Source organism: Paraburkholderia phenazinium (assembly GCF_900100735.1).
GTDB lineage: Bacteria > Pseudomonadota > Gammaproteobacteria > Burkholderiales > Burkholderiaceae > Paraburkholderia > Paraburkholderia phenazinia.
In genome coordinates, this window is record NZ_FNCJ01000013.1 from 156,244 (window position 1) to 181,624 (window position 25,381).

General features: G+C 64.0%; 23 protein-coding genes. 13 read left to right on the forward strand and 10 right to left on the reverse strand.

All coding sequences use genetic code 11. The features are described 5' to 3' along the window. Nucleotides 1-86: 86 nt before the first annotated feature. From BLQ92_RS25910 to purT, 4 genes are all read right to left on the reverse strand, one after another. Nucleotides 87-1,739, reverse strand: coding sequence for an acetolactate synthase large subunit (locus tag BLQ92_RS25910; protein WP_090688281.1), 1,653 nt, complete (start codon nucleotides 1,737-1,739; stop codon nucleotides 87-89). 272 nt (nucleotides 1,740-2,011) lie between these two features. After that, nucleotides 2,012-2,380, reverse strand: a complete 369-nt coding sequence (locus tag BLQ92_RS25915; RefSeq protein ID WP_090688284.1) for an MliC family protein — start codon at nucleotides 2,378-2,380, stop codon at nucleotides 2,012-2,014. A gap of 16 nt (nucleotides 2,381-2,396) precedes the next feature. Continuing rightward, on the reverse strand, nucleotides 2,397-2,609 hold the full coding sequence (locus tag BLQ92_RS25920; protein WP_090688287.1) for a DUF6726 family protein: 213 nt from the start codon (nucleotides 2,607-2,609) through the stop codon (nucleotides 2,397-2,399). Between the two features lie 71 nt (nucleotides 2,610-2,680). Further along, the gene (gene purT, locus BLQ92_RS25925) at nucleotides 2,681-3,895 is read right to left on the reverse strand and encodes a formate-dependent phosphoribosylglycinamide formyltransferase (protein ID WP_090688290.1); all 1,215 of its coding nucleotides are present in this window, start codon (nucleotides 3,893-3,895) and stop codon (nucleotides 2,681-2,683) included. 156 nt (nucleotides 3,896-4,051) lie between these two features. Between purT and BLQ92_RS25930 the strand changes: the two genes are divergently transcribed. Together BLQ92_RS25930 and BLQ92_RS25935 are read left to right on the forward strand one after the other, a co-directional pair. Further along, the gene (locus tag BLQ92_RS25930) at nucleotides 4,052-4,588 is read left to right on the forward strand and encodes an META domain-containing protein (protein WP_090688292.1); all 537 of its coding nucleotides are present in this window, start codon (nucleotides 4,052-4,054) and stop codon (nucleotides 4,586-4,588) included. A 186-nt stretch (nucleotides 4,589-4,774) separates the two neighbouring features. Further along, the gene (locus tag BLQ92_RS25935) at nucleotides 4,775-8,590 is read left to right on the forward strand and encodes an FtsK/SpoIIIE family DNA translocase (RefSeq protein WP_143016665.1); all 3,816 of its coding nucleotides are present in this window, start codon (nucleotides 4,775-4,777) and stop codon (nucleotides 8,588-8,590) included. Nucleotides 8,591-8,728: 138 nt separating this feature from the next. On the opposite strand, the gene BLQ92_RS25940 is transcribed toward BLQ92_RS25935, so the two are convergent. Continuing rightward, complete coding sequence (locus tag BLQ92_RS25940) at nucleotides 8,729-9,937, reverse strand: lactonase family protein (protein WP_244106307.1); 1,209 nt, start codon at nucleotides 9,935-9,937, stop codon at nucleotides 8,729-8,731. Between the two features lie 297 nt (nucleotides 9,938-10,234). Here BLQ92_RS25940 and BLQ92_RS25945 point away from each other — a divergent pair, with 297 nt between their 5' ends. Further along, nucleotides 10,235-10,387, forward strand: coding sequence for a DUF3096 domain-containing protein (locus BLQ92_RS25945; RefSeq protein WP_090688297.1), 153 nt, complete (start codon nucleotides 10,235-10,237; stop codon nucleotides 10,385-10,387). A 120-nt stretch (nucleotides 10,388-10,507) separates the two neighbouring features. Here BLQ92_RS25945 and BLQ92_RS25950 read toward each other — a convergent pair whose 3' ends face one another. Further along, nucleotides 10,508-10,753, reverse strand: a complete 246-nt coding sequence (locus tag BLQ92_RS25950; RefSeq protein ID WP_090688300.1) for a hypothetical protein — start codon at nucleotides 10,751-10,753, stop codon at nucleotides 10,508-10,510. A gap of 253 nt (nucleotides 10,754-11,006) precedes the next feature. Between BLQ92_RS25950 and BLQ92_RS25955 the strand changes: the two genes are divergently transcribed. Both BLQ92_RS25955 and BLQ92_RS25960 read left to right on the forward strand, forming a co-directional pair. Beyond that, nucleotides 11,007-12,980, forward strand: a complete 1,974-nt coding sequence (locus tag BLQ92_RS25955; protein ID WP_090688302.1) for a glycoside hydrolase family 15 protein — start codon at nucleotides 11,007-11,009, stop codon at nucleotides 12,978-12,980. A gap of 184 nt (nucleotides 12,981-13,164) precedes the next feature. Beyond that, a complete protein-coding gene (locus BLQ92_RS25960; protein ID WP_090688306.1) occupies nucleotides 13,165-14,442 on the forward strand; it encodes a polyhydroxyalkanoate depolymerase in 1,278 nt (425 codons plus the stop codon). A gap of 288 nt (nucleotides 14,443-14,730) precedes the next feature. Here the strand turns inward: BLQ92_RS25960 and BLQ92_RS25965 are convergent, their stop codons facing one another. Continuing rightward, entirely contained in the window at nucleotides 14,731-15,363 is a 633-nt protein-coding gene (locus tag BLQ92_RS25965) for a TetR/AcrR family transcriptional regulator (RefSeq protein ID WP_090688310.1), read from the reverse strand. Nucleotides 15,364-15,632: 269 nt separating this feature from the next. Between BLQ92_RS25965 and rsxB the strand changes: the two genes are divergently transcribed. The 3 genes from rsxB (at nucleotide 15,633) to BLQ92_RS25980 (ending at nucleotide 17,674) form a co-directional block, all read left to right on the forward strand. Next, the gene (rsxB, locus tag BLQ92_RS25970) at nucleotides 15,633-16,463 is read left to right on the forward strand and encodes an electron transport complex subunit RsxB (RefSeq protein ID WP_175772601.1); all 831 of its coding nucleotides are present in this window, start codon (nucleotides 15,633-15,635) and stop codon (nucleotides 16,461-16,463) included. Then, nucleotides 16,460-17,104 (forward strand): endonuclease III, encoded by a 645-nt coding sequence (gene nth / locus BLQ92_RS25975; protein ID WP_090688313.1) that lies wholly within the window; start codon nucleotides 16,460-16,462, stop codon nucleotides 17,102-17,104. Before rsxB ends, nth begins: the two co-directional genes overlap by 4 nt. A 135-nt stretch (nucleotides 17,105-17,239) precedes the next feature. Then, a complete protein-coding gene (locus tag BLQ92_RS25980; RefSeq protein WP_090688317.1) occupies nucleotides 17,240-17,674 on the forward strand; it encodes a DUF1841 family protein in 435 nt (144 codons plus the stop codon). A 97-nt stretch (nucleotides 17,675-17,771) separates the two neighbouring features. Here BLQ92_RS25980 and BLQ92_RS25985 read toward each other — a convergent pair whose 3' ends face one another. After that, nucleotides 17,772-18,155, reverse strand: coding sequence for a c-type cytochrome (locus tag BLQ92_RS25985; protein WP_090688320.1), 384 nt, complete (start codon nucleotides 18,153-18,155; stop codon nucleotides 17,772-17,774). 60 nt (nucleotides 18,156-18,215) lie between these two features. Continuing rightward, the gene (locus BLQ92_RS25990; RefSeq protein WP_090688323.1) at nucleotides 18,216-18,584 is read right to left on the reverse strand and encodes a c-type cytochrome; all 369 of its coding nucleotides are present in this window, start codon (nucleotides 18,582-18,584) and stop codon (nucleotides 18,216-18,218) included. Between the two features lie 433 nt (nucleotides 18,585-19,017). Between BLQ92_RS25990 and BLQ92_RS25995 the strand changes: the two genes are divergently transcribed. The 5 genes from BLQ92_RS25995 (at nucleotide 19,018) to BLQ92_RS26015 (ending at nucleotide 24,138) form a co-directional block, all read left to right on the forward strand. Continuing rightward, nucleotides 19,018-19,860, forward strand: coding sequence for an AAA family ATPase (locus tag BLQ92_RS25995; protein ID WP_090688327.1), 843 nt, complete (start codon nucleotides 19,018-19,020; stop codon nucleotides 19,858-19,860). 83 nt (nucleotides 19,861-19,943) lie between these two features. Next, on the forward strand, nucleotides 19,944-21,119 hold the full coding sequence (locus BLQ92_RS26000) for a vWA domain-containing protein (protein WP_090688330.1): 1,176 nt from the start codon (nucleotides 19,944-19,946) through the stop codon (nucleotides 21,117-21,119). 40 nt (nucleotides 21,120-21,159) lie between these two features. Further along, the gene (locus tag BLQ92_RS26005) at nucleotides 21,160-22,380 is read left to right on the forward strand and encodes a benzoate/H(+) symporter BenE family transporter (RefSeq protein WP_090688333.1); all 1,221 of its coding nucleotides are present in this window, start codon (nucleotides 21,160-21,162) and stop codon (nucleotides 22,378-22,380) included. Nucleotides 22,381-22,594: 214 nt separating this feature from the next. After that, complete coding sequence (tal, locus tag BLQ92_RS26010) at nucleotides 22,595-23,548, forward strand: transaldolase (protein WP_090688335.1); 954 nt, start codon at nucleotides 22,595-22,597, stop codon at nucleotides 23,546-23,548. A 173-nt stretch (nucleotides 23,549-23,721) separates the two neighbouring features. After that, nucleotides 23,722-24,138: a VOC family protein gene (locus BLQ92_RS26015; protein WP_090688337.1), complete on the forward strand. Its 417-nt coding sequence runs from the start codon at nucleotides 23,722-23,724 to the stop codon at nucleotides 24,136-24,138. Nucleotides 24,139-24,184: 46 nt separating this feature from the next. Here BLQ92_RS26015 and BLQ92_RS26020 read toward each other — a convergent pair whose 3' ends face one another. After that, nucleotides 24,185-25,321 (reverse strand): FUSC family protein, encoded by a 1,137-nt coding sequence (locus BLQ92_RS26020; protein WP_090688339.1) that lies wholly within the window; start codon nucleotides 25,319-25,321, stop codon nucleotides 24,185-24,187. Between the last annotated feature and the right edge of the window lie 60 nt (nucleotides 25,322-25,381).

Consider the following 25,381-nt stretch of genomic DNA (forward strand, 5'->3'; position numbering starts at 1 on the left):
TCTCCTTGATGCGGTCTGTTCCATCCCTCTTCCAAACGGTCACACGCAGCAAGCCGCATGCCCCGGCGAGGTTCCGAGGGCGGGGCTCAGAGTTGCGCGCTCAGGCGCTTGATCTCACGGTTAAGCACGCGTTCGTTGTCCGAGTAGTCGATCGGCAGATCGATCACATGCACACCCGGTGTCGCAAAGCACTCGCGCAGCAGCGGTGCAAATTCGTCCGCCGCTTCGATGCGATGCCCTTGCGCCCCATAACTCTGCGCATAGGCCACGAAATCGGGGTTCTTCAGCGTCATCCCATAGTCGGGGAAGTTCATGTTTTCCTGCTTCCAGCGGATCATGCCGAAGGCGTCGTCACGCAGTATCAGCACCACCAGATCGAGCTTCAGACGCACCGCCGTTTCGAGTTCCTGCGAATTCATCATGAAGCCGCCGTCGCCGCACACGGCCATCACCTTGCGGTCCGGGTGTACGATCTTGGTCGCAATCGCCGACGGCAGCCCCGCCCCCATCGACGCCAGTGCATTGTCGAGCAGCAGCGAATTCGGCTCATGCGCACGGTAGTAACGAGCAAACCAGATCTTGTACATGCCGTTGTCGAGACACACGATGCCGTCCACCGGCGTCGTCTCATAGACGTCATTGACGATCCGCACCGGATACATCGGGAAACGGCTGTCGAGCTGGCCTTTGACCAGATGCTCGTCGAAGTGCTGCTTGATCTCCTTGAAGCGCGCAAAGTCCCAATGCTCCTGGCGCTGCTTGAGGCTCTCTTTCAGTTGCCACACCGCGTTGGCAATGTCGCCCACCACTTCGATCTGCGGGAAATACACCGGATCGACTTCGGCGCCGAGAAAGTTCACGTGAATCACGGTCTTCTCGCCCGAGTCGGTGCCACGCATGAAGAACGGCGGCTTCTCGATCACATCGTGGCCCACGTTGATGATGCAGTCCGCGTGATCGATGGCGCGGTGCACGAAATCACCGTCGGAAAGCGTAGCGTTGCCGAGCCACATGGGATGCGATTCGTCGATCACGCCCTTGCCCATTTGCGTCGTGAAGAACGGAATGCCGATCTGGTCGACGAACTCGCGCAGCATCTTGGTGGTGGTCTTGCGATTGCCACCCGCGCCGATCATCAGGAGCGGATGCTTGGCGCTGGTGATCGCCTCCACCGCCCGCGCAATCGCCTTCTCTTCGGCAATCGGCCGGCGGCTATAGCTCTTGGGAATCGGCTTGCCGTCGCCCTCTTCGTCCGCGACGTCCTCGGGCAACTCCAGATGGGTCGCGCCAGGCCGCTCCTCCTCGGCCCGGCGGAACGCCTCGCGCACCAGCGCCGGGATATTGCCGATCGAGACGATCTGCCGCGTGTATTTGGTGAGCGGCTCCATCATCCGCACCACGTCGACAATCTGAAAGTGCCCCTGCTTGCTGGTCTTGATCGGCTTCTGGCCGGTGACCATCAGCATCGGCATGCCACCCAGTTCCGCATAGGCGGCGGCCGTGACGAGGTTGGTGGCGCCCGGCCCGAGCGTGGACAGGCACACGCCCGTGCGGCCCGTCAGACGCCCGTAGGTCGCCGCCATGAAACCGGCGGCCTGCTCGTGGCGCGTGAGGACCAGCTTGATTTTGGAGCGGCGCAGCGACTCGAGGAGATCGAGATTTTCTTCCCCTGGAATGCCGAACACATACTCGACACCTTCGGCTTCCAGCGACTTGACGAACAGATCCGATGCTTTCATTGAGAGTCTCGCTTGACGAACGAGCGCGGACGGCACGCCCACGCAGTGGGATCCGGGAACGGATGATCGAAGACGATGACAGGCGCGGCCACGCACGAAGTGGTGGGCGCGTCGAACAGCTTACTACCTGGGAGAAAAACCTGCGCGCAGGTGGGCACCGAAGGGACGCGTGCGGCAATGCGGCATGAAGCGGCGGGGATTGACGCCGCGGCGCTCAGGCGGCGCGGATGCCTGAGCGCCGCGAGCGGTGGACTAGAGGCTTGGCGGCCAAGCTACCGCACTATCGTCACGCAGTCGGACAGAATCGGCGGCGCATTCTCGCCCGCCATCGCATCGTAGAGATCGGCGCGCGGCCCCTTGGTCCACCACGTATAGCTGCCGGCCTGGTACTTCGCGCCGGAGGCGGAGAGCGTGTTGACGAACAGCATCGCCTGCCCTTTGACAGGCACGAGCGCAAAGCTCTGTCCATTAGCTGCGTTCCAGTAGGTGACCTGCAGGATCTTGCCGGTCGCGCAGGTGTATTTGTGGGTTTGACGGTCTTTCGTCTGAATTTCGGCGAGGCGCAGAGGCGCACCCGAGGCGCTGGCGATCGCCGCCGTCACGCCCAACACACCCGTTACCGCAACGAGCCATGTTCTCATCCGATTCCTCGCCTCGTTATGGATCGATCACATCGGCACAGGCGTCGGTCGGTGCGGCTGCCACGTGCCCGACCACCGGCACGATTTTCAACCCGGCAGAAGCGACGCGGCACGGCGCGGCGGCAAGGCCGCAGCCCGCCAACCCCGTGCATAGCGCCACCAGCACGCCCAGCGCACCGAAGCGGCTCAACTGGCGAAGCCGCGTAATCTTGCGGGTGTCTGAGTTCATGGGCACTGCTCCTGCCGTTAATGCTGAAATGCCTCGCGCGTCCGCGGGATGCGGGACGCGCCATTTGCAACTTACTGCGTCGACACTGGACGCACTGCAGCCGCTGCCTGCTTTGCCCGTGCGCGGGCCTCGTCGGTATTCGCGCCGGTGGCCAACGCCACGCCCATGCGCCGCTTGACGAAGCTCTCAGGCTTGCCGAACAGGCGCAGATCGGCTTCCGGCACGGCCAGCGCGGCGGCGACGCCCTCGAATGCGATGGCTGCCTCGTCCAGCCCGCCATAGATCACCGCCGACGCCCCAGGCGAGCGCAGCGACGTATCCACCGGCAACCCGAGGATGGCGCGCGCGTGCAGTTCGAACTCGGACAGCCGTTGCGAGCACAGCGTGACGAGACCCGTGTCGTGCGGACGCGGACTCACCTCCGAGAACCATACGTCATCGCCGCGCACGAAAAGTTCCACACCGAACAGCCCGCGACCGCCGAGCGCCGCCGTGACCTTGTGGGCGATCTCGCGCGAACGCTCGAGCGCGAGCGGGCTCATCGGCTGCGGTTGCCACGATTCGACGTAGTCGCCGGCGACCTGCACATGGCCGATCGGATCACAGAAACAGGTGCTCGTTTCGCCCGTTGCCGGGGCGATTGCGCGCACCGTCAATTGCGTGATTTCGTATTCGAAGTCGATAAAGCCTTCGACGATCACCCGGCCATGATTGACCCGGCCGCCCGCCATTGCGTATTGCCATGCCGGTTCGACATCGGCGTCGCTCTTCAACACCGACTGGCCCTTGCCCGACGACGACATCACCGGCTTCACGACGCACGGATAACCGACCTTGGCGATGCCGGCCTTCAGTTCCTCGAGGGAATCGGCAAACGCGTACGGCGAAGTCGGCAAGCCGAGTTCTTCCGCAGCCAGACGCCGGATGCCTTCGCGGTTCATGGTCAACTGCGTGGCGCGGGCAGTGGGAATGACTTCCGCAAGACCGTCGGACTCGATGGCGGCGAGCGCGTCGGTCGCGATGGCCTCGATCTCCGGCACGATCAGATCCGGCCGCTCCTGTTCGACCAGCGCGCGCAACGCGGCACGGTCGGTCATGTCGATCACGTGGGCGCGATGTGCGACCTGATGCCCCGGTGCATTCGGATAACGGTCGACCGCGATCACTTCCACGCCGAGGCGCTGCAACGCGATGATCACTTCCTTGCCCAGCTCGCCCGCGCCGAGCAGCATGACGCGCGTGGCCGAGTTCGAAAGCGGGGTGCCGATCCGTTGGCCGATCTGCATGAGGTCTCCAGAAAAATGTCGGATGAGATGGAATGGGTAGATCAGCAATGTTAACATGCGCAACCTCTGCACCGGGCGTTGCGCCATGAGCGCTCGCGTGCGGCAACCTGAGTGCGTTACCCTTACGCCTTCGCCAGTTTGAAGAGGATCGACGCCATGTTCCCAACGTCTTCAGCGCGACGTGTTGCGCGTCTCGTTGCAGCCCGCACCACGCTCGCCGCGCTGGGCGTTGCCAGCCTGTTGGCCGCCTGCTCGATGCCAACCCATCCGGATGACAAGGCGCCGCCGCCCGATCCGTTCAACCCGGCGGCAACCCAATTGCTGGACGATACGGCGTGGGACCTGACGAGCTGGAAACAGGCGGACGGCAGCTTGCGCGACGTCCCCAGCGGCGCGAACGCTACGCCGATCACCCTCACCCTCTCGACGTCCACCGGCCAGCGCCACGCCAGCGGCTTCTCCGGATGCAACCGCTACATGGGCACGTACGGACTGAAAGACGGCAAGTTGAGCTTCGGTCCGCTCGCCGGCACGCGCATGGCCTGCGCGACGCCCGGCGGCCAGATCGAAGGCGCCTATCTCGACGCGCTGGCGCACATCGATCGCACCGGCGTGCAGATGCGCGCGCCGCAGCAGCTGGAGCTGATTCTCGAGGACGGCGATACGCTGATCTTCGCGCGGCAGGCTCAATGAGCACGCGGACGGCTGGCTGCCGGAGCAGCGCCGCAGCCAACGCCGCCCGCACAGTCTGCTAAGCTCACCGGGCGATTTTTCACTCAGGCGCAAGTTCTCGCGCGCCTGTCTCCAAAGCGTTACGCTTTGCCGGTTTAAACTCGACGGATTGCGTTTTCGCGGATCCGTCATTCGTTGATGTCTAGCATGCACACGGTAGTTTTCGGCTGGTTCGGCGGGTCGGCCGTCTGGTTCATCCCTCTCTTGTGGCGTCTCGTGAAGTCTGTGCTGCCAGGCGGCGTCGGCCTGCGCGGGCCCGGCACGATCCGCCTGTGGCTCGGTTTTATCTGCGTCCTCGTGGCGAGTTGCACGCTGGAGGCGTCGCTGCTCGGCATCGTGGGCGTCGACGGCCTCGGGCACGCGCTCGCGGCCGGCTTTGGCCGGCTGCTCGGCTATATCGGCACGCCGCTCGCCATGCTTGCGCTGCTGATCGTGAGCCTGCCCTGGCTGCTCGAGTTTCGCTGGAGCAGCGTCGCCATGTGGGCGGATGGCGCCTTCGGCCTCGGCCTCTCCCGCGGCCTCGCCAAGCGTGACGAGGATGCGCGCCGGCGCAGCAGCGTCGACGATACGCTGCCTGCGTACGCATCGACCCCGACCAACACGATGGCTCCCAAGAGCAACGGCCGTTACGCGCGCCCGACCGTTTGGCGGCCGCCCGCTGCAACGCGTGGCGCAACGGGGGGTGTCGGCGCTGCCGGTGCCGCTGGTGCTACCGGCGCGAAGGATGCCTTCGCCGGCGATGCGCGCGCGAGCGCCGCGCCCGGCAACGCGGCTTGGCAAACGCGGACGCCAACACCGCGCGCACCGGCAGCTACGCCTGAAAACACTGGCCGGGCGGCGCGGGCCGGAACGCCGGTTCGGCGAGCCGGCGGCGCTCAGGCGCCGGCGCAGACATCCGGCACAGCGGTCGATAAGGCCGCCGCGCCTTGGGCGCCGGCCGAACCCGTCGCCCCAGCGGGCTGGTTGCGCGAGCCGTCGACGGCGCCGCGCGGTGCGGGCGCGACCGTAGGCGCAGCCATAGCCGCGGCTGCGGCCGGTGCGAGCGAGGCCGCTGCGGCGTCGAAGGGATTCGTCGCCAGCCGCAGCGTGAGCGGTGCAGCGCCGGCGGGCTCCATGGCAGCGCCACATCGCACCCCGGCCACTCAACCCATGCCGACGCTGGCGCGTGGCGGTACGACTGCGGGGTCAACTGCAGGTTCGGCTGCGGGTTCGACCACCGGTTCGGCTGCGACGGGCTCTCCTTCGAGCCTGGCACGCCACGCGCTGCCGCCCTCGTCAATCCAGAGACCGGTGCAAACGCCCGGGGCTGCCAACGCCGCAGCGCCGACACGTCCGGCTGCGAGCGCCGCGCCGGTTACGCCACGGCGCCCTGGCACACCCGCTCGTCCGCAGGCGCCGAGTTTTTCCCGCCCCGCGGCGGCGACAGAGCGTGCCACGCCGCCCGCCAGCGTGCAGGAAACGCTGCGCAGTATTGAAGAGAATGCGGCCCGCTGGACCACGATCGCAGGCGCGAGCCTCGCCCGACGCGGCGGCGCCGAGACGGTCAAGCTCACAAGCGATGCGTCCGCGACGCCGGTCACAGCGGCGCCGGTTCGTTCGATTGCGGCGCCCGAGACATCCGCGCTGCGCTCAGGGTCCGCTGACGCACAACCTGCTGCCGACGCCGCCGCGCCTGCATCCGCTCAAAGCGCGGAGCTCGCACGTGCCGGAAACGCCGAGCACGCCGGGACCGTGAACTGGCCGATCGTGCCGCCCGAGGCGGCGCAGTCCGTCGCCGCAGAGCCGGTCGAACAAGCCATTGCAAATACGCTCGCAGCAAGCGTCGCGAAACCTGCCGCTGAAACGCCGTTGGAGTGGTTGCCGGTTACGCGGACGGCAGACGAGGTGCTGCTGACCACCGACGAGCAGGCAGCGCCGGCGATACTGGAAGCAGCGAATGCAGCAATCGAAACCAAAGCCGAAGCCACCCCGATCGCCGCAGCACATGCTGCGCCCACCGCGACGCTCTCTGCAAACCTCGCGGAGAACGCCGCACAAGTAGCCGCAGCCGGCGTAGTGCACGCGCCTGTTGCTGAGGTGATCATCGACAAGGCGCTGGTGCCTTGGGAGGCGGAGATTGACGCAGCGCCCGCTCCATCGAACGTCGTTCGCTTCCCCGGCTTCGCTGCCGTGACTGCGGCGAGCCACGAAGCGCAAGGTCCGGCAACCCCGCTCAAAGCAACCGTCGACCTCCCCGAACCCGCTCCTTGGGATTCGGCTGACGCCCTCGACGACCCGCTCGACGAAACCGCGTCCGCCCACCCGACGCGAGACGAACTCGACGACGAGTTCATCGACGAGCCCCCGCCCGTCGGCGCCCTCACCGCCTCCGCCGCGGCCCTCACCCTGCCGCGCAGCGAACCGGCAAACGAACCCGTCACCCCGCGCGCACCGGTGCGCGGCCACGCGCCGACCGGGTTCGAATTCCGCGCCCCGGCGGCATCGATGGTCGAACTGCCGACCCTCGACCTGCTTGCCCGCGCCGACACGGACGTCGAACCTGTCTCGGAAGAGCGGCTTGCCGAAACCGGCCTGCTGATCGAACAGCGTCTGCAGGAGTTCAAAGTACCGGTGACCGTGGTGGGCGCCTCCGCCGGCCCAGTGATCACGCGCTTCGAAGTGGAACCCGCGCTCGGCGTACGCGGCAGCCAGATCGTCGGCCTGATGAAGGACCTGTCGCGCGGCCTCGGCCTCACCTCGATCCGGGTGGTCGAAACGATTCCCGGCAAAACCTGCATGGGTCTCGAGCTGCCGAACGCGAAGCGCCAGACGATCCGCCTGTCGGAAATCCTCGAAGCGAACGTCTACCAGCACTCGCATTCGATGCTCACGCTCGCGATGGGCAAGGACATCACCGGCCATCCGGTGGTCGCCGATCTGGCCAAGGCGCCGCACATGCTGGTGGCCGGCACGACCGGTTCGGGCAAGTCGGTGGCGATCAACGCAATGATCGTCTCGCTGCTCTACAAGGCGACGCCCGAAGACGTGCGTCTCATCATGATCGACCCGAAGATGCTCGAACTGTCGGTCTACGAAGGGATTCCGCACCTGCTCGCGCCAGTCGTGACCGACATGAAGCTCGCCGCCAACGCGCTCAACTGGTGCGTCGGCGAAATGGAGAAACGCTACCGGCTGATGTCGGCCGTCGGCGTGCGCAATCTCGCGGGCTTCAACCAGAAAATCCGCGACGCGGAGGCCGCCGGCAAGAAGCTCGGCAATCCGTTCTCGCTGACGCCCGAAGCGCCCGAACCACTCGCGACGTTGCCGCTGATCGTGGTCGTGATCGACGAGCTGGCCGACCTGATGATGGTGGCCGGCAAGAAGATCGAAGAACTGATCGCGCGTCTCGCACAGAAGGCGCGTGCGGCCGGCATCCACCTGATTCTGGCGACGCAACGCCCCTCGGTCGACGTGATCACCGGCCTCATCAAGGCCAACATTCCTACGCGAGTCGCGTTCCAGGTGTCGTCGAAGATCGACTCGCGCACGATTCTCGACCAGATGGGCGCCGAGTCGCTGCTCGGCCAGGGCGACATGCTATTCCTGCCGCCGGGTACCGGCTACCCGCAGCGCGTGCACGGCGCGTTTGTCGCCGACGAGGAAGTGCACCGGATCGTCGAATATCTGAAGCAGTTCGGCGAGCCGCAATACGAGGAAGGGATTCTCGACGGCCCCGCTAGCGAAGGTGCGACCCAGGACCTGTTCGGCGACACGCCCGATGCCGAAGCCGACCCGCTCTACGACGAAGCGGTCGCCTTCGTGGTGCGCACGCGGCGTGCGTCGATCTCGTCGGTGCAGCGGCAATTGCGCATTGGCTACAACCGCGCGGCGCGACTGGTGGAGCAGATGGAGACGGCGGGTCTGGTGTCGTCGATGGGCATCAACGGCAGCCGCGAAGTGCTCGCGCCTGGACCTGCCGAGTAAGCGGCGGCCGCTACGGCGGCCAACGAGGACGCTGATCCAATGAAACGGGCCTCGGAGGCATGCATGCTTCCGAGGCCCGTTTTGCTGATAGCTAAAGCGCGTCACGACGCAACCTCCTACGGCTGCGTCACGCCCCCCTTACGACGGCGACACCAGCTTGAAATCCACCGGCGAACCAATCTCGATCTTCCGCGGATTCGCTTCGAGCAAACCGCTCTGCTGATCGCGCTTGAACACATAGACGGTATCGCTGTTCTGATTGCCGACGATCAGCCAGTTGCCGGTCGGATCGATCGCGAACTCGCGCGGCGACTTACCAAGGCTCGATTGCCGGCCCACCAGTTTCAGATGCCCATTGGCCGGATCGACCGAGAAAATCACGATTTCGTTCGCGTCGCCGCGGTTGCTCGCATACAGGAAACGCCCATCCGGCGAAAGATGGATCGCCGCCGCCCCCACCTGCCCCTTGAAGCCCGGCTCGGTGAGCGGCGATACCTGCAGCAGGGTCAACCTGCCGTCGTCGTAGCGGAACGTGCTGACGGTCGCCGCCAGTTCGCTTGTCAGATACGCGTACTTCCCATCGGGCCCAAACACCAGATGACGCGGACCGCTGCCGGCCTTCACATCGGTATAGCGCCACTCGGTAGGACCGAGCAGACCGCGGCTGCCATCGGGCGTATAGCGGTACGAATACAGCTTGTCCGCGCCGAGGTCCTGGGCGAACAGATAATGGCCGTCCGGCGAGAACACCGTCGAATGCACATGCGCGTTGTCCTGGCGTCCCTTCACCGGGCCGCTGCCGTCATGATGCACGGTCAACACCGCTTGACCCACCTGGCCGTCGGCCTGCAGCGGGAACACCGCGAAGCTGCCGCCCGGGTCGGCCGCCACCGAGTAGTTGGCCGTCAGCAGATACTTGCCGTCCGGCGAGATCTTCAGGTAGCAAGGGTCGTTGCCTTCCGACGACACCTTGTTGAGAAACGTCAACTGGCCGCTCGCCGGATCGAAACCGAACGCGCTGATGCCGCCGCGTTGCGAAGCCGGACCGTTGTCGCCAGGCAGTTCGTTGACCGCATACACATGACGGCGGTCGTTGCTCACCACCAGATACGACGGGTTGACCGTCTGCGCCACCGACACGCGGGTGGCCTCGCCCGTCTTCGTATCGAAGCGGTAGACATAGATGCCTTCGCTCTTGCCGCCCGTGTAGGTGCCGACAAGCATGTCGTAGACACCATCGGCCGGCGCCGGACCGGCGTCCTGGGCAAACGCCTGTGAAGCAGCGATCGAGACCATAAGCACGAAACCTTTTATTATCGAACGGGCTGACCGCGCGGACCACGTCATTGCGGGTTTACGGGCGGGCTGAAGTGAGGACTGGCGCGCGGCACGGGCGCCGGCTCGGTCACTACGATGCATGTCGACCTCCTGAACATCGGGTTATTCGGTTGGTTGGTGCCGCTGATCTGCCAGGCGCTCGAGGGCATGCGCTTTGGAACCCCGGGGTTGAAGCCCTCTGGGCTAAAACCCTATTAGTTATCGGCGCAAGTATAGAGAAGATAGAACCAAAGCGTTGAGCCGGGCCGCGCAGCATGCGGCCCGCCGAAGTCCCCTCCCGCACCTGCCTCACCACTCGGAGAATTCATGAACGTCACATTCAGTCTGGGCCCGGTCGTTTCGCTGATCGCCGGTATTCTTATCCTCGTGACGCCGCGCCTGCTGAACTACATCGTCGCGCTCTATCTGATCATCATCGGCATCATTGGAATCTTCGGCGTGGGGGCATCCCATTTCTGAGCGCAGAAAGCCCCGCAGGCCTTAACCTCGGGGCATACCCGTGTCGCATATGCGCGTGGTTTGTTCGCGTTGCTTGCTCTCGGGACTTCCTCAGGACTCCCCCGGCACCAGCTCAGGGACTTACCCGTTGGCGAGCTGGTCGAGCCGCAGCCGCCCCTGCAGGGACAGGCTGCCGACGGCATAATGGCCGTCACCTTCCCGCACGCGCTTGAAGCAGGCCCGCGCGATCAGGAACGACGCGGCGACCTGCATCCCATTGCGGGACAGGCCTAGACGGCCGGCATCGAGCGGTAGCATGGAATCGTCAGCCAGTTCGCTGGCGGCTGAGAGTATGGTGATGCAATCGGATTTCGACGGGTTCAGCATGGCTTTCATCCTCGAAAACAGTATTGGCGTGCGTGATGGACCGGCGTTCCCACACCTGCAACCCAGCCCTCCCCCATTTACTCGAAGTCCGATTGTAGGCAGCCTTATCTCAAAATGCCAAGACGAGTTGTCCCCAAGGCGCGCAGATCTAAAATGCATGCCGCGGATCCGGTAATAACAACGTCCCGGCGCGCTCCCAGGGGTACGCTTTACACGCCCGGCTTACCCGCTCAAACCGCTTAACCCGTCACCTATGCCCGCACTCATCGAAGACTATGCCCTCGTCGGCGACGGCCACACCGCCGCACTGATCTCCCGTGACGGTTCGGTCGACTGGCTCTGCTGGCCGCGTTTCGACTCGGGCGCCTGCTTCGCCGCGTTGCTCGGCACCGAACAGAACGGACGCTGGCTGATCGCGCCGGTGTCTACCGGGTCCGGCGAGTCCGATACGCCTGTGAAGATTACCCGCCGCTATCGCGGCGAAACGCTGATACTCGAAACCGATATCGAGACCGCCGAGGGCGCCGTCACAGTAATCGACTTCATGCCGCCCGGCAACGGCTGGTCTGAGCTGGTGCGGATCGTGGTAGGCCGGCGCGGCACGGTGCGCATGAAAATGGAACTGGTGCTGCGCTTCGACTACGGCTTTTCGATTCCGTGGGTCAGCCGTCTGAAGAATGACAGCGGCATCAAGGCGATCGTAGGACCGGATACGGCGGTGCTGCGCACCCCCGTCGAACTGCGAGGCGAGAACATGCACACCGTCGCCGAATTCACCGTGTCGGCGGGCGAACGGGTGCCGTTCTCACTGGCGTACTCGCCGTCGCATCTGCGCATTCCGCCGGCGCGCGATCCGCACACGGCGCTGGCCCGCACCGAGAATCACTGGCTCGAATGGTCGGCGCGCAGCACGGTCGAGGGCAAATACGCCGGGCCGATCCGGCGCTCGCTCATCACGCTGAAAGCGCTCGCCTACGAGCCGACCGGCGGCATCGTCGCGGCCCCCACCACGTCCCTGCCCGAACAGTTGGGCGGCACGCGCAACTGGGATTACCGCTATTGCTGGCTGCGCGACGCCACCATCACGCTGCTGGCGATGATGCGCGGCGGCTACTTCGACGAAGCGCGCGCCTGGCGCAGCTGGCTCGCCCGCGTGATGGCGGGCTCGCCCGAGCAGTTACAGATCATGTATGGGATTGCCGGCGAGCGGCGTCTGCCGGAATTCGAAGTGGAATGGCTGCCGGGCTACCAGGGCGCGAAACCGGTGCGCATCGGCAACAACGCGGCCGGCCAGTTGCAACTCGACGTGTACGGCGAAGTGATGAACGCACTGCATCTCGCGCGTGTAGGCGGCCTGCAGCAGGACGACACCGCGTGGAACGTCCAGCGCGAGATGCTCGATCATCTGGAAACCATCTGGCAGCAACCCGACGAAGGCATCTGGGAAACGCGCGGCGGCCGCCAGCATTTCACCTTCTCGAAGGTAATGGCGTGGGTCGCCTTCGACCGCGCGATCAAGTCCGCCGAAAAGTTCGACCTCGCGGGTCCGCTCGACCACTGGCGCGAGATTCGCGCACAGATTCATGCCGAAGTCTGCGAGAAAAGCTGGAACCCGACGCTCAATGCCTTCACCCAAGTCTACGGCGGCGACGAACTTGACGCCAGCGTGCTGCTGCTGCCGCAAGTTGGTTTCCTGCCGCCGTCGGACCCGCGCGTGATCGGCACGGTCGCCGCCACCGAAAAGTATCTGATGCGCGACGGCTTCGTGATGCGCTACCGCACCACCGAATTCGACGACGGCCTGCCGCCCGGCGAAGGCACCTTCCTTGCGTGCAGCTTCTGGATGGTCGACAACCTCGCACTGCAGGGCCGCGTGGCCGAAGCGGAAGCGATGTACGAGCGGCTGCTCGCGCTCGCCAACGACGTGGGCCTGCTAGCCGAAGAGTACGACCCGGCGGCAAAGCGCCTGGTCGGCAACTTCCCGCAGGCGTTTTCCCATGTGGCCCTTGTGCATACCGGGTTCAACCTGATGAAACACGAGCAGGAAATCGCCAAGGCGGCCGGACAGCCGTCGCACAACGGCGCAGCGCACGACGAGCCGTCGTCCAGCACGCCGTCTCAAAACGAGCCGTCTCAAAATGCGTCCGCTCATAACGGCACAGTGGCGGACAAACTTGACCCTGCGGCAACCCCGGATAGCGGCACAGCAACATCGCCAGTACCATGATTCCATGACATTTTGCGCGCGAAAAAGGTAACCGTTGCTGCGTTGCACAATTTCGCGTTGTCCGATATCATCAAACGAGACTGTTGGCCGATAATCAAGCGCCACCACAACCAATACGGCCCGCCGCAACGCGATACGCGTGTTTGCGAAGCCCCATGCGAATCGCCCCAACACCGGAGCACCCATGCTCTATCAACTGCACGAATTCCAGCGGGCTCTGCTCAGCCCGCTGACCGCCTGGGCCCAGGCCGCGTCGAAATCCTTCGCGAATCCGGCCAGCCCTTTCGCCTACGTTCCGGGCGCTACACGTCTTTCCGCCGGCTACGAATTGCTCTACCGGCTAGGCAAAGACTACGAGAAACCCGAATTCAACCTGCACCAGATTGTTAAAGATGGTCATAACATCCCGATCATCGAACAGACGATCGTGGAGAAACCCTTCTGCCGTCTGCTGCGCTTCAAGCGTTTCGCTGACGACAGCGGCGCTGTCAGCCAACTGAAAGACGAACCGGTCGTGCTGGTGTGCGCACCGTTGTCCGGCCACCACTCCACCCTGCTGCGCGACACCGTGCGCACGTTGCTGCAAGACCACAAGGTGTACATCACCGACTGGATCGACGCGCGCATGGTGCCGCTCGAAGAGGGCAAGTTCCACCTCGACGATTACGTTGCTTACATTCAGGAATTCATCCGTCACATTGGCGCGAAAGATCTGCACGTGATCTCGGTGTGCCAGCCGACGGTGCCGGTGCTGGCTGCCATCTCGCTAATGGCGAGCCGCGGCGAAGAAACGCCGCGCACGATGACGATGATGGGTGGCCCGATCGACGCGCGTAAGAGCCCGACCTCGGTAAATTCGCTCGCCACGCAACACTCGTTCGAATGGTTCGATAACAACGTGATCTACACGGTGCCGCCGAACTATCCGGGCGTGGGCCGCAAGGTCTATCCGGGCTTCCTGCAACACACGGGTTTCGTGGCCATGAATCCGGAGCGCCACGCGGCTTCGCACTGGGACTATTACCAGAGCCTGCTGCGCGGCGACGAAGACGACGCCGATGCTCACCGCCGCTTCTACGACGAGTACAACGCCGTGCTCGACATGGACGCCGACTATTACCTCGACACGATCCGCGTCGTGTTCCAGGAATTCCGCCTGGCCGAAGGCACCTGGGATGTGGCGGGTGAACGCGTGCGGCCGCAGGACATCAAGAAGACCGCCCTCTTCACGATCGAAGGCGAGCTCGACGACATCTCCGGCGACGGACAGACACGCGCGGCGCAGGATCTGTGCAGCGGCATTCCGCCGGAGCACAAGCAGCATTTCACGGCGGAAAAGTGCGGCCACTACGGCATTTTCTCGGGCCGCCGCTGGCGCACCATCATCTATCCGCAACTGCGCGATTTCATCCTCGCGCACAACAAGGCCCCCAAGGTCGCGAAGGAAAAAGTCGAAGCCTGAGTGGCTTTGCCTTGCGGGTCCGCTCGAAGCGGACCGCTCTCCTGAAAGTTGCGTGCGCATCAAATGCAAAAAGCGACGGCCCCCTCGGGGGCCGTTGTTGTTTACTATGCCGTCTGCGAAGCAGGCGTGCATCGATTTATTACAGATTGGTAAGCCGATAGCATGCCTAAGCGATTGGTATTTACCCTGCCTGTATTGCTTGCCCGCTGCTTGCACCGTTAAAGCGCGCTTCCGGCCGCCAGATCGCCATGGGTGGCGCTTAATGACGCTTAAGACGCTCAGTATCGCTTAGCGCCTAAGCAGATACGCGAGCAGCAACTCGGTGTTCATCTGGACGATCTCGCTGCGCTCGGCAGGCGTGCTGAAATCGCGGCCAAGCGTGGCCTCCAGCGTGAAGCGGTTCGAGACGATGTAATACCCCATGCCCGACAGCGTGACGTAGAAACGCAGCGGATCGACGTTGGTGCGAAACAGGCCGGCGCGCTGGCCGCGTTCGAGGATGCTGCCGAGTGTCGCAACAATCGGCGAGATCATTTCGCGAATCCGCGTGGACTTCTGCATATACCGCGCCTCGTGCAGATTCTCGTTATTCACGAGACGCAGCAGTTCAGGATGGTCGCGGTAGTAGTCCCACACGAAATGGGCAAGCCGGGTGATGGCCTCGACCGGCGCAATGCCGTTCAGGTCCAGCGTGCGTTCGGCCTCGGTGAGCGCGCCGAAGGCGTGTTCGAGAACGGCCGTGAAAAGCTGCTCCTTGCTACCGAAGTAGTAATAGAGCATGCGTTCATTGGTTTCAGCGCGGCGGGCAATCTGGTCGACACGCGCGCCGAACAGCCCTCCATTTGCAAATTCCTCAGCGGCCGCTAGAAGAATACGGCGCCGGGTGCCTTCAGGATCTCTTTTGATTTTCGGCTGATTCATGGTGGCATCATCGTGAGCCGCGTTATCCGGATCGTGCCGCCGGCCTCTCCTCGGGCCTTGCACCGACAGCACTGAACGGGCTAGTTGGGGGACACCCTTATGCGGTCTTTCGGAAAAGCGCTTTGATTATGGCACATGGTTTGACAATCGCAATCGGGGAAATCGGCGATAATGTGCTATTTCCCCTACGCCTGATGGAGCGAGCAAATCCGCCTCGTTCCCGCCTGCCGTGAAGGGCCCGCAGTGGCCCGCCGGCAAGCCTCACCGTCGTGACCGTGACCGATTCCAGAACTCTCGCAGACCGCATCGAAGATCTGCTTCCCCAGACCCAATGTACGAAGTGCGGCTATGCGGCATGCCGGCCGTACGCCGAAGCCGTGGCCGTTGGCACAGCGAATTACAACCAGTGCCCGCCAGGCGGCGCCGAAGGCGTAGCGCGGCTCGCCGCCCTGCTCGGCAAGCCGGTGATTGCGCTCAATCCGGACAATGGGGTCGAACGGCCCCGGCCGTTGGCGGTGATCGACGAGAACCTGTGCATCGGCTGCACGCTATGCATGCAGGCTTGTCCGGTAGACGCGATCCTTGGCGGACCGAAACAGATGCACACCGTGATCGCGGCGCTATGCACTGGCTGCGACCTGTGCGTCGCGCCCTGCCCGGTCGACTGCATCGCGATGCTGCCGGTCACCGGCGCTGCAACCGGCTGGGACGCATGGACGCTTGACCAGGCTCAGGCGGCCCGCGAGCGCCACGATCTGCGCGAAGCGCGGCTCGCGCGCGAACGCGATGCCGCCGAGGCCCGCGCGGCCGCCCGTCGCACGGCCGCTCATGTGACGGCTGATGCGCCTGCGGCGGCACCGACCGCCGCCCCGGACGGCGCGGCTGCAGCCGCCACGCCCGCCGACGACGCCGAAGCGAAGAAGCGCGCCATCATCCAGGCCGCGCTGGAGCGGGCGCGCAAGAAGAAAGAAGAACTGGCCGCAAAAGGCGCGGGACCGCAGAATACGGAGCGCGTGAGTGCAGAAGTGCAGGCCCAGATCGACGCAGCCGAAGCGCGCCGCCGGCGCCTGGGCATCGAAGGCGGGGACGAAGAAGTATGAACGCGAACAAACGCCGCGCCATCTACGAGACACTCCAGAGCCTCAACCCGCATCCGACCACCGAACTCGAATACACCACGCCGTTTGAGCTGTTGATTGCCGTGATGCTGTCAGCGCAGGCCACCGACGTGTCGGTCAACAAGGCGATGCGCAAGATGTTCCCGGTGGCGAACACGCCGCAGCAGATCGTCGAACTCGGCGAGGCCGGGGTGGCCGAGTACATCAAGACCATCGGCCTGTATCGCACCAAGGCGAAGAACGTCATTGCGACCTGCCGGATCCTGCTCGAGCAATACGGCGGCGAGGTGCCGGCCGATCGCGAAGCGCTCGAAAGCCTGCCCGGGGTCGGCCGCAAGACTGCCAATGTGATTCTGAACACAGCCTTCGGTCAGCCGACGATTGCCGTCGACACCCACATCTTTCGGGTTGCGAATCGAACCGGACTGGCGCCAGGCAAAGACGTGCGTACCGTCGAAACAGCGCTGGAGAAATTCACGCCAGCCGAATTCAGACAGGACGCGCACCACTGGCTGATTCTGCATGGCCGTTACGTCTGCAAGGCGCGCCGGCCGGAATGCTGGCATTGCGTGATCGAGCCGCTCTGCGAGTTCAGGCCCAAGACGCCGCCGCCCGATCTGTGACGGCCAGGTAAGCCACGCGAGCATGTACGCCTGCCAGCGCCGTGCCAGCTCGCGGCGTAAAATGGCTGCTTGCCCAAATAGCGCAGCGGGTTTGCCCGTCATGCGCGTGCCCCTCACTACCGCTTTCAGCCCACGATGTTCAATCCCAGCCGCGACGAAGTCCGAAGCTTTTTCACCGAGACCTGGCGCAAGCAGCGCGAAGGCTCGATCCTGACGCCGCTCGAAGCGATCGCCGCCGACTGGATCGTCGAACACCCCGAGTACCATGCCGAGCTGAAGGACGGCGAGGCCGCGTCTGCCCAGGACTACTCGCCCGAGCGCGGCCAGACCAACCCGTTCCTGCATCTGTCCATGCATCTGGCCATCAGCGAGCAGTTGTCGATCGACCAGCCGCCCGGCATCCGCGCCGCCCACGAACGGCTCGCCGCACGCCTGGGCTCAACCCACGACGCTCAGCACGCCATCATGGATTGCCTCGGCGAAACCCTGTGGGAGGCTCAGCGCACCGGCACGCCGCCCGATACGGACGCGTACCTGCAGCGCATCGAGCAGCGCGCCTCGCGCGATTAAGGGACCTGGAGGCCAAGCGACCGCGCGGCACCCCCAAAGCAAAACACCCCGCTCAAGGCGGGGTGTTTTGCTTTTCCACATGCGCCATGCCGCGCGCTTACTTCTTTTCGACCAGATCGCCGCTGAGCGACTCGATATAAGCCGCGAGGTCCTTCATATCGCTTTGCGACAGGCTTTGCACCTGCGCCTGCATGATCGCGTTGTTGCGACCGAGGTGCGGGTTGCCGTTACCCATCTGATACTGGCGCAGTGCCCAGTAGATGTAATCAGCATGCTGACCTGCGAGCCGCGGATACTCCGGGCTCACTGGCTTGTTCAGGTTCACACCGTGGCAAGCCGCGCAGTTGTGGGCGTCGGCCAGCACCTTGCCGTTATCGGCGTCGGCGGCGTGCGCCATGTTGGCTGCGGCCAGACCGAAAACTGCCACGGCTGCACATGCAGTTTTGAAAACCGTGTGGAGTGCCTGATGGGGCGTCTTCATGAATTCTCCTATCCCGCGAAATTTAAATAGCCCAGTGACTGGATGGATGACCGCAGCCGATCACTTGTAGGGATTGTTTTTCGAAGCGGGGGTCTGCGCCGCGTAGTACGCAGCAATGTCGGCAATGTCCTGGTCCGACAGCGAGGTAGCGATGGCGTGCATCGTCTCGAAGTGCCGGTCGCCCTTCTTGTACGCGTGCAGCGCGTTCTCGAGGTACGCCTGATTCTGGCCGCCGAGAATAGGCACCCGGTAGACCTCCGGGTACGCCGTACGGTAGTCAGGAATGCCGTGGCAGCCAATACACATCGCGACCTTACCCTGGCCCGCCTTGGCGTTGCCGACGACATCCGCTGCCTGCGCACTGGCCGCGTAGCCCGCTAGCACCGACAGCGCTGCGATCACGACGTGTTTGCCGACGAATTTATTCATAGCATGTAACCTGGCTTGGGGGGAAACGGGCGCCCGAAAAGGCAAAAGCCTGCACCATTATTCTTCTAGGGTTGCCACGCAGGCCAAAAAAATCGGCCTAATTGTACCGCGCTGCTGCGGCGGGCGTCCACCGCGCGGGCGGGGCCGTCCGGCGGGTTTTCGCGCCGCTCGGGCAGACCCGCAGGACGGCCGGAAACCCCGCAGCGGCGGGCCTTCCAGCGCTTTTGAGCAACCCCGCGCGGGGCGGTCAAGCTTGCCCGACTCGCCCCGCGCCGGCCGGCGGGAAAACCCGCACGTTGCCCGGCGCCATGCGTGACCCGCCCACCGGGTCGCGCGCCGGCAGCCGGTGCGGATGACACCATACGCCAGCGCGTTTCGGCCCAACAGGGCTTCTGACTTATACTGGAATTTTTCCCCGAACGAGCGTCTCGCCATGCGTTTCGAAGGCTCCTCGCAGTACGTCGCCACCGACGACCTCAAACTTGCGGTCAATGCCGCGATGACACTGCAGCGGCCGCTGCTCATCAAAGGCGAGCCCGGCACCGGCAAAACCATGCTGGCCGAGGAAGTCGCGGCAGCCCTTGGCATGCCGCTGCTGCAATGGCACATCAAGTCCACCACGAAGGCGCAGCAAGGCCTGTACGAATACGACGCGGTGTCGCGCCTGCGCGATTCGCAGCTCGGCGACGAGCGCGTCAAGGACATCCGCAACTACATCGTCAAAGGCGTGCTGTGGCAGGCGTTCGAAGCGGACCAGCAGACCGTGCTGTTGATCGACGAGATCGACAAGGCCGACATCGAATTCCCCAACGACCTGCTGCGCGAGCTCGACCGCATGGAGTTCTACGTCTACGAGACGCATGAACTGGTGCGCGCGAAGCACCGCCCGCTCGTCATCATCACGTCGAACAACGAGAAGGAGTTGCCGGACGCCTTCCTGCGCCGCTGCTTCTTCCACTACATCAAGTTCCCGGACCCGGTGACGATGCAACAGATCGTCGAAGTGCACTTCCCCAACATCAAGAAGGACTTGCTCTCCGCTGCCATGGCGAGCTTTTTCGAGCTGCGCAATGTGTCGGGCCTGAAGAAGAAGCCGTCCACCTCGGAACTGCTCGACTGGCTGAAGCTGCTGCTCGCCGAAGACATTCCTCCGGAAGCGCTGCGCTCGGCGGACCACAAGCAGATCATTCCGCCGCTGCATGGCGCGCTGCTCAAGAACGAGCAGGATGTGAGCCTGTTCGAACGGCTCATTTTCATGAACCGCAACAACCGTTGAACCGGGCGCGTGCGCCTGAACGAAACGCGCACGCCTTACGCTGGCGCGCCAGCCGCCGGGTACGCTGACGCGGAGGAAACCGCATGCTGATCGACTTCTTTTATTCGTTGCGCGCGGCCAAGCTGCCGGTCTCCGTGAAGGAATACCTGACGCTGCTCGAAGCGCTGAAGGCCAACGTTATCGCGCCCTCGCTCGACGAGTTCTATTACCTCGCCCGTCTCACACTGGTGAAAGACGAGCAGTATTTCGACAAGTTCGACCAGGCCTTCGGCGCCTATTTCAACGGCGTGGCAGCCAAGTCCGAACTGGCGCTCGACGTGCCGCTCGACTGGCTGAAAAAGAAGCTGCAGCGCGACCTGTCGCCCGAAGAAAAAGCGCAGATCGAAGCGATGGGCGGCCTCGACAAGTTGATGGAGCGCCTCAAGGAACTGTTCGACGAGCAGAAGGAACGCCACGAGGGCGGCAACAAGTGGATCGGCACCGGTGGCACCTCGCCGTTCGGCAACGGCGGCTATAACCCGGAAGGCATCCGCATCGGCGGCGACTCGGCGGGCAACCGCACCGGCGTCAAGGTCTGGGAAGCGCGCGCGTATCGCGACTATGACGACCAGGTCGAGATCGGCACGCGCAACATCAAGGTCGCGCTGCGCCGGCTGCGGCGCTTTGCGCGCGAAGGCGCCGCCGAAGAGCTCGACCTGCCCGACACGATCCGCAGCACCGCGGCGAACGCCGGCTGGCTCGATCTGAAGATGGTGCCGGAGCGGCACAACAACGTGAAGGTGCTGATGCTGCTCGACGTGGGCGGCTCGATGGACGACCACATCAAGCGCACCGAGGAGCTGTTTTCGGCCGCCAAGGCCGAGTTCAAGCATCTCGAGTTCTATTACTTTCACAACTGCGTGTACGACTTCCTGTGGAAGAACAACCGGCGCCGTCATGCCGAACGCATGCCCACGTGGGACGTGCTGCACAAGTTCACGCCGGACTACAAGCTGATCTTCGTCGGCGACGCGACCATGAGCCCGTACGAAGTGCTACAGCCGGGCGGCTCGGTGGAATACAACAACCCCGAGGCCGGCGCGGTGTGGCTGCGGCGTCTTGCCGACCACTTTCCGCATTACGCGTGGCTCAATCCCGAGCCGGAAGGGCTGTGGGATTATCGACAATCGGTGTCGGTGATTCGCGAAGTGCTGGGGCATCGGATGTATCCTCTCACGCTCGCCGGTCTGGAGACCGCGATGCGCATGCTCAGTAAGTGAGCTGCGCCGCTCCATTGAAAAGAAAACCGAGACCCTCCGCATGAGTTCGCCTTCGTCCCCCGAGTTGTCCCCTTCAGCCCCACCCCCCGCGCGCCTGCGGCCGTTCGCGGACACCTCGCTATCGGCGCTGGTGGCCGGCTTCGTCGCGATGATGACGGGCTATACCAGCTCGCTCGTGCTGATGTTCCAGGCAGGTCAGGCAGCCCATCTGTCCGACGCGCAGATTTCTTCGTGGATCTGGGCGCTTTCGATCGGCATGGCGCTTTGCACGATCGGCCTGTCGCTGCGTTTTCGCGCGCCGATCGTGATTGCATGGTCGACGCCGGGTGCTGCGCTGCTGGTGTCGTCGTTGCCGCACGTGACCTATCCCGAAGCGATTGGCGCGTTTATCGTCTGCGCGCTGCTGCTGACCGTGGTCGGCCTCACCGGCTGGTTCGATGCGCTGATGAAGAAGGTTCCCGCCGGGATCGCCTCGGCCCTGCTGGCGGGCATCCTGTTCGAGATCGGCATCGAGATCTTCCGCGCTGCGCAATTCCAGACCGCGCTGGTGCTGGCGATGTTCTTTACCTATCTCGTCATCAAGCGCCTAGCGCCGCGCTATGCGATTGTGACGACGCTGATTGTCGGTACGGCAGTGGCCGGTGGGCTCGGCCTGCTCGACTTCAGCCGCTTCCACGTGGCGCTCGCGCACCCCGTGCTGACCATGCCGGTTTTCTCGGTCGCGGCGATTGTCAGCATCGGGATTCCGCTCTTCGTGGTGGCGATGGCCTCGCAGAACGTGCCGGGTATCGCCGTGCTGCGCGCCGACGGCTATACCACGCCGTCCGCCCCGCTGATCGCCACGACCGGCATCGCTTCGCTGCTGCTGGCGCCGTTCGGCTCGCACGGCATCAATCTTGCGGCAATTACCGCAGCCATCTGTACCGGCCCCGAAGCCCACGAAGATCGCAACAAGCGCTATACCGCCGCCGTCTGGGCTGGCGTGTTTTACCTGATCGCCGGGATTTTCGGCGCGACGATCGCCGCCCTGTTCGCCTCGCTGCCGAAGGCGCTGGTGGTTTCCGTGGCGGCGCTGGCGCTGTTCGGCTCGATCATGAGCGGCCTCGCCAACGCCATGCAGGACCTGAAACAGCGCGAAGCGGCGCTGGTCACCTTCATGGTGACCGCCTCCGGCCTTACGCTGCTGTCGATCGGCTCGGCGTTCTGGGGTCTCGTGGCCGGCGTGCTGACGCAACTCGTGCTGAATACGCGGCGCGCCTGAACGAAGGCTGAACGGATCGGCGGATGCGGGTGTCAAAACCGCATCCGCCGATCCGCCATAGAATAGAAGTATCGGGCGGCATTCTCCGGCAACATCATGGGGGCTGCCGCAGCGTGACATGCTGCAGTTCGGGCGACCGGAGCCACCGCGCCGGTCGTCTTTGCGGCAACCTCCAACTTTGGACCATTGCGCCTGTGCGCCTTGAAGGCTCGACATGACTACCGCACTCGATCAACTCAAGCAATTCACGACCGTCGTCGCCGATACCGGTGACTTCCAGCAACTCGCGCAATACAAACCGCAAGATGCAACCACCAACCCGTCGCTGATCCTCAAGGCCGTGCAGAAGGACGACTACCGTCCGCTGCTGGAAAAAACCGTGCGCGATCACGCGTCGAAGCCGGTCGGCGCCATCATCGATCACCTGCTGATCGCTTTCGGCACCGAAATCCTCAAGATCATCCCGGGCCGCGTCTCGACCGAAGTCGACGCGCGCCTGTCGTTCGACGTCAAGGGCTCGATCGACAAGGGTCATGAGCTGATCAAGCTGTACGAAGCCGCCGGCATCGGCCGCGAGCGCATTCTGATCAAGCTGGCCTCCACATGGGAAGGCATCCGCGCCGCAGAGCAACTGCAGAAAGACGGTATCCACTGCAATATGACGCTGCTGTTCTCGCTCGCCCAGGCCGCTGCCTGCGCCGAAGCGGGCGCGCAACTGATCTCGCCGTTCGTCGGCCGGATCTACGACTGGTACAAGAAGAATGCCGGCAGCGCATGGGATGAGGCAAAGGACGGCGGCGCGAACGATCCGGGCGTGCAGTCGGTGCGCCGCATCTATGCGTACTACAAGAAATTCGGCTACAAGACCGAAGTGATGGGCGCGAGCTTCCGCACGCCGGGCCAGGTTCTCGAACTGGCGGGCTGCGATCTGCTGACAATCAGCCCCGACCTGCTGCAGAAGCTGCAGGACAGCACCGAGAAGGTGGAGCGCAAGCTGTCGCCTGAGTTGGGCGAGAGCGCGAGCATCGAACGCGTGCCGGTCGACGAATCGTCGTTCCGCTTCCTCGTCAACGACGAAGCCATGGCCACGGAAAAGCTCGCCGAAGGGATCCGCGCGTTTGCCGCTGACGCCGTCAAGCTCGAAAAGTTGATCGAAGGACTGCGTTAAGCCAGTAGCGCCCTATCTCGGGCGCTGCGCGCGAAGCTTTATCGAGAATTTCGCACCTTTACCGGTTTTCACAATTGACGCCACAGCAGACGACTACAATCGTTTGCTGTGGCGTTGTTCTGTCCGCCCGGGCAGTCGTTGCGCCGCGCGCGTAAACACTTTCGGAGACAACGATGGAAATCCAGCCTTATGTATTTTTCGACGGCCGCTGCGACGAAGCGCTGAGCTTCTATACCGACAAGCTCGGCGCCGAGGTGATGTTCAAGATGCAGTACAAGGACGCGCCGCCAGACGCCGGCCACTCAGTCGATCCGAAGTTCGAGAACAAGGTCATGCACGCCTCGGTCAAGCTCGGCTCGACGATCCTGATGGTGTCCGACGACTGCATGAGCGAGAGCGTGACCCACGAGGGTTTCAGGCTCTCGCTGACTGCCGACGACCTCGCTCACGGCGAAAAGCTTTTCAACGCGCTCGCCGAAGGCGGCACAGTCAACATGCCGTGGCAGGCCACGTTCTGGAGCCAGGGGTTCGGCATGGTGACGGACAAGTTTGGGATCGGCTGGATGGTGACGATTCCTCAAGCCAACTGAGCGCCAGCCTGTTCGCGGCGGCATGCGGGAGACGGGTGGCCGGCCTTTAGCGCGGCGTCGGCGTAAGGAGCGCATGCGCCCCATGCCGCTCGATGTTCCAGTTCGGCTCCGTCTCCAACAGCAGCGCGCGCAAGCGGTCGACCTGCTCGATCATGCGCTCGCCCAGCCAGTACGGCCCCTGCAGTTCCGGGGCCAGGTGCAGCGCGAGCGCACTGCCTGGCACGCGAGCCAGCACCACCTTAGGCGCAAGGAAGCGCGCCGCGCCGCCGAAGCGCAAACCCCGGGCCATTGCCAGCAGCATGGCCCGCACCGCGTGCGCCTCGGCGCCGCACTGCTGGGCGAACGCCGCCCGCGCCGCAGCATCCGCATGGGCCAGCGTACCGGTCGCCATGATTTCCAGCGCACTCAACACCGAGCGGTGCACGCGCTGGATCTCTTCCAGTTTCTCCGGCGGCGCCTCGATCTCTTTCGCCACCGAGGGCATCAGTGTGCGCAATTGCACCAGCCGCACGTTCAACTCCAGAAACGTCTTGATCTGTTCATCCGGATCAAGCGGTGCACCGCCCACGAGGCAGGTGTAAATCCGCGCACAGCCGCGCAAATTGTCGGCCAGCAGGTAACGCCAAGAATAGGTCGCATGCAGCGGCAGCGCAAACGAGAACGCCAGCGCGATCACAATGCCGATCAGCACGTTCAGCGTGCGCCACAGCCCCGTGTCGATCAGGTTGTCGCCATGGCCCGCGACGATGCACATCGTAATCGCCGTCAGCAACCCGATATAGCCGCCCTTGCCAATCGCGTACCACGCACAGATGGCCGCCACCACGGACATCAGGACGTACGTCAGCCACAGCGAGCCGATCAGGTTTTGTTGCAGGATCAGCGCGAGCCCGATCGTCGCCCCGAGTAGCGTGCCCGCCGCCCGTTCCGTGGCCTTCTTGCGGATGTTGCCGTGATGCTGCAGGCCGCCGATCACCACCAGCAGCGTGACTGACGACCAGATGCCATGCGGAATATGAATGCCGCTGGTCGCGATAATCGACACCATCATCGCGAGGCCGACCCGCACGCTGTGGAGCAGTTTGGCGTGCCGGTAACGGTAATACGGCGAGGTGATCGCCCTGAAGATGCGGTTGGCGCTCGTGCGGCGCGGCATCACAGGATCGGAATCGGCAGAAGACATGGTCGTCCGGGAACTGAAGATGCGATATAGCTATCGTGCACCAAAAATGCAAAACGCCCG

Excerpts from the sequence above, each read along its gene's own strand:
- BLQ92_RS25910 (WP_090688281.1), bottom strand. The coding sequence starts at position 1,739 with ATGAAAGCATCGGATCTGTTCGTCAAGTCGCTGGAAGCCGAAGGTGTC.
- BLQ92_RS25915 (WP_090688284.1), bottom strand. The coding sequence starts at position 2,380 with ATGAGAACATGGCTCGTTGCGGTAACGGGTGTGTTGGGCGTGACGGCG.
- BLQ92_RS25920 (WP_090688287.1), bottom strand. The coding sequence starts at position 2,609 with ATGAACTCAGACACCCGCAAGATTACGCGGCTTCGCCAGTTGAGCCGC.
- purT (WP_090688290.1), bottom strand. The coding sequence starts at position 3,895 with ATGCAGATCGGCCAACGGATCGGCACCCCGCTTTCGAACTCGGCCACG.
- BLQ92_RS25930 (WP_090688292.1), top strand. The coding sequence starts at position 4,052 with ATGTTCCCAACGTCTTCAGCGCGACGTGTTGCGCGTCTCGTTGCAGCC.
- BLQ92_RS25935 (WP_143016665.1), top strand. The coding sequence starts at position 4,775 with ATGCACACGGTAGTTTTCGGCTGGTTCGGCGGGTCGGCCGTCTGGTTC.
- BLQ92_RS25940 (WP_244106307.1), bottom strand. The coding sequence starts at position 9,937 with ATGACGTGGTCCGCGCGGTCAGCCCGTTCGATAATAAAAGGTTTCGTG.
- BLQ92_RS25945 (WP_090688297.1), top strand. The coding sequence starts at position 10,235 with ATGAACGTCACATTCAGTCTGGGCCCGGTCGTTTCGCTGATCGCCGGT.
- BLQ92_RS25950 (WP_090688300.1), bottom strand. The coding sequence starts at position 10,753 with ATGCTGAACCCGTCGAAATCCGATTGCATCACCATACTCTCAGCCGCC.
- BLQ92_RS25955 (WP_090688302.1), top strand. The coding sequence starts at position 11,007 with ATGCCCGCACTCATCGAAGACTATGCCCTCGTCGGCGACGGCCACACC.
- BLQ92_RS25960 (WP_090688306.1), top strand. The coding sequence starts at position 13,165 with ATGCTCTATCAACTGCACGAATTCCAGCGGGCTCTGCTCAGCCCGCTG.
- BLQ92_RS25965 (WP_090688310.1), bottom strand. The coding sequence starts at position 15,363 with ATGAATCAGCCGAAAATCAAAAGAGATCCTGAAGGCACCCGGCGCCGT.
- nth (WP_090688313.1), top strand. The coding sequence starts at position 16,460 with ATGAACGCGAACAAACGCCGCGCCATCTACGAGACACTCCAGAGCCTC.
- BLQ92_RS25980 (WP_090688317.1), top strand. The coding sequence starts at position 17,240 with ATGTTCAATCCCAGCCGCGACGAAGTCCGAAGCTTTTTCACCGAGACC.
- BLQ92_RS25985 (WP_090688320.1), bottom strand. The coding sequence starts at position 18,155 with ATGAAGACGCCCCATCAGGCACTCCACACGGTTTTCAAAACTGCATGT.
- BLQ92_RS25990 (WP_090688323.1), bottom strand. The coding sequence starts at position 18,584 with ATGAATAAATTCGTCGGCAAACACGTCGTGATCGCAGCGCTGTCGGTG.
- BLQ92_RS25995 (WP_090688327.1), top strand. The coding sequence starts at position 19,018 with ATGCGTTTCGAAGGCTCCTCGCAGTACGTCGCCACCGACGACCTCAAA.
- BLQ92_RS26000 (WP_090688330.1), top strand. The coding sequence starts at position 19,944 with ATGCTGATCGACTTCTTTTATTCGTTGCGCGCGGCCAAGCTGCCGGTC.
- BLQ92_RS26005 (WP_090688333.1), top strand. The coding sequence starts at position 21,160 with ATGAGTTCGCCTTCGTCCCCCGAGTTGTCCCCTTCAGCCCCACCCCCC.
- tal (WP_090688335.1), top strand. The coding sequence starts at position 22,595 with ATGACTACCGCACTCGATCAACTCAAGCAATTCACGACCGTCGTCGCC.
- BLQ92_RS26015 (WP_090688337.1), top strand. The coding sequence starts at position 23,722 with ATGGAAATCCAGCCTTATGTATTTTTCGACGGCCGCTGCGACGAAGCG.
- BLQ92_RS26020 (WP_090688339.1), bottom strand. The coding sequence starts at position 25,321 with ATGTCTTCTGCCGATTCCGATCCTGTGATGCCGCGCCGCACGAGCGCC.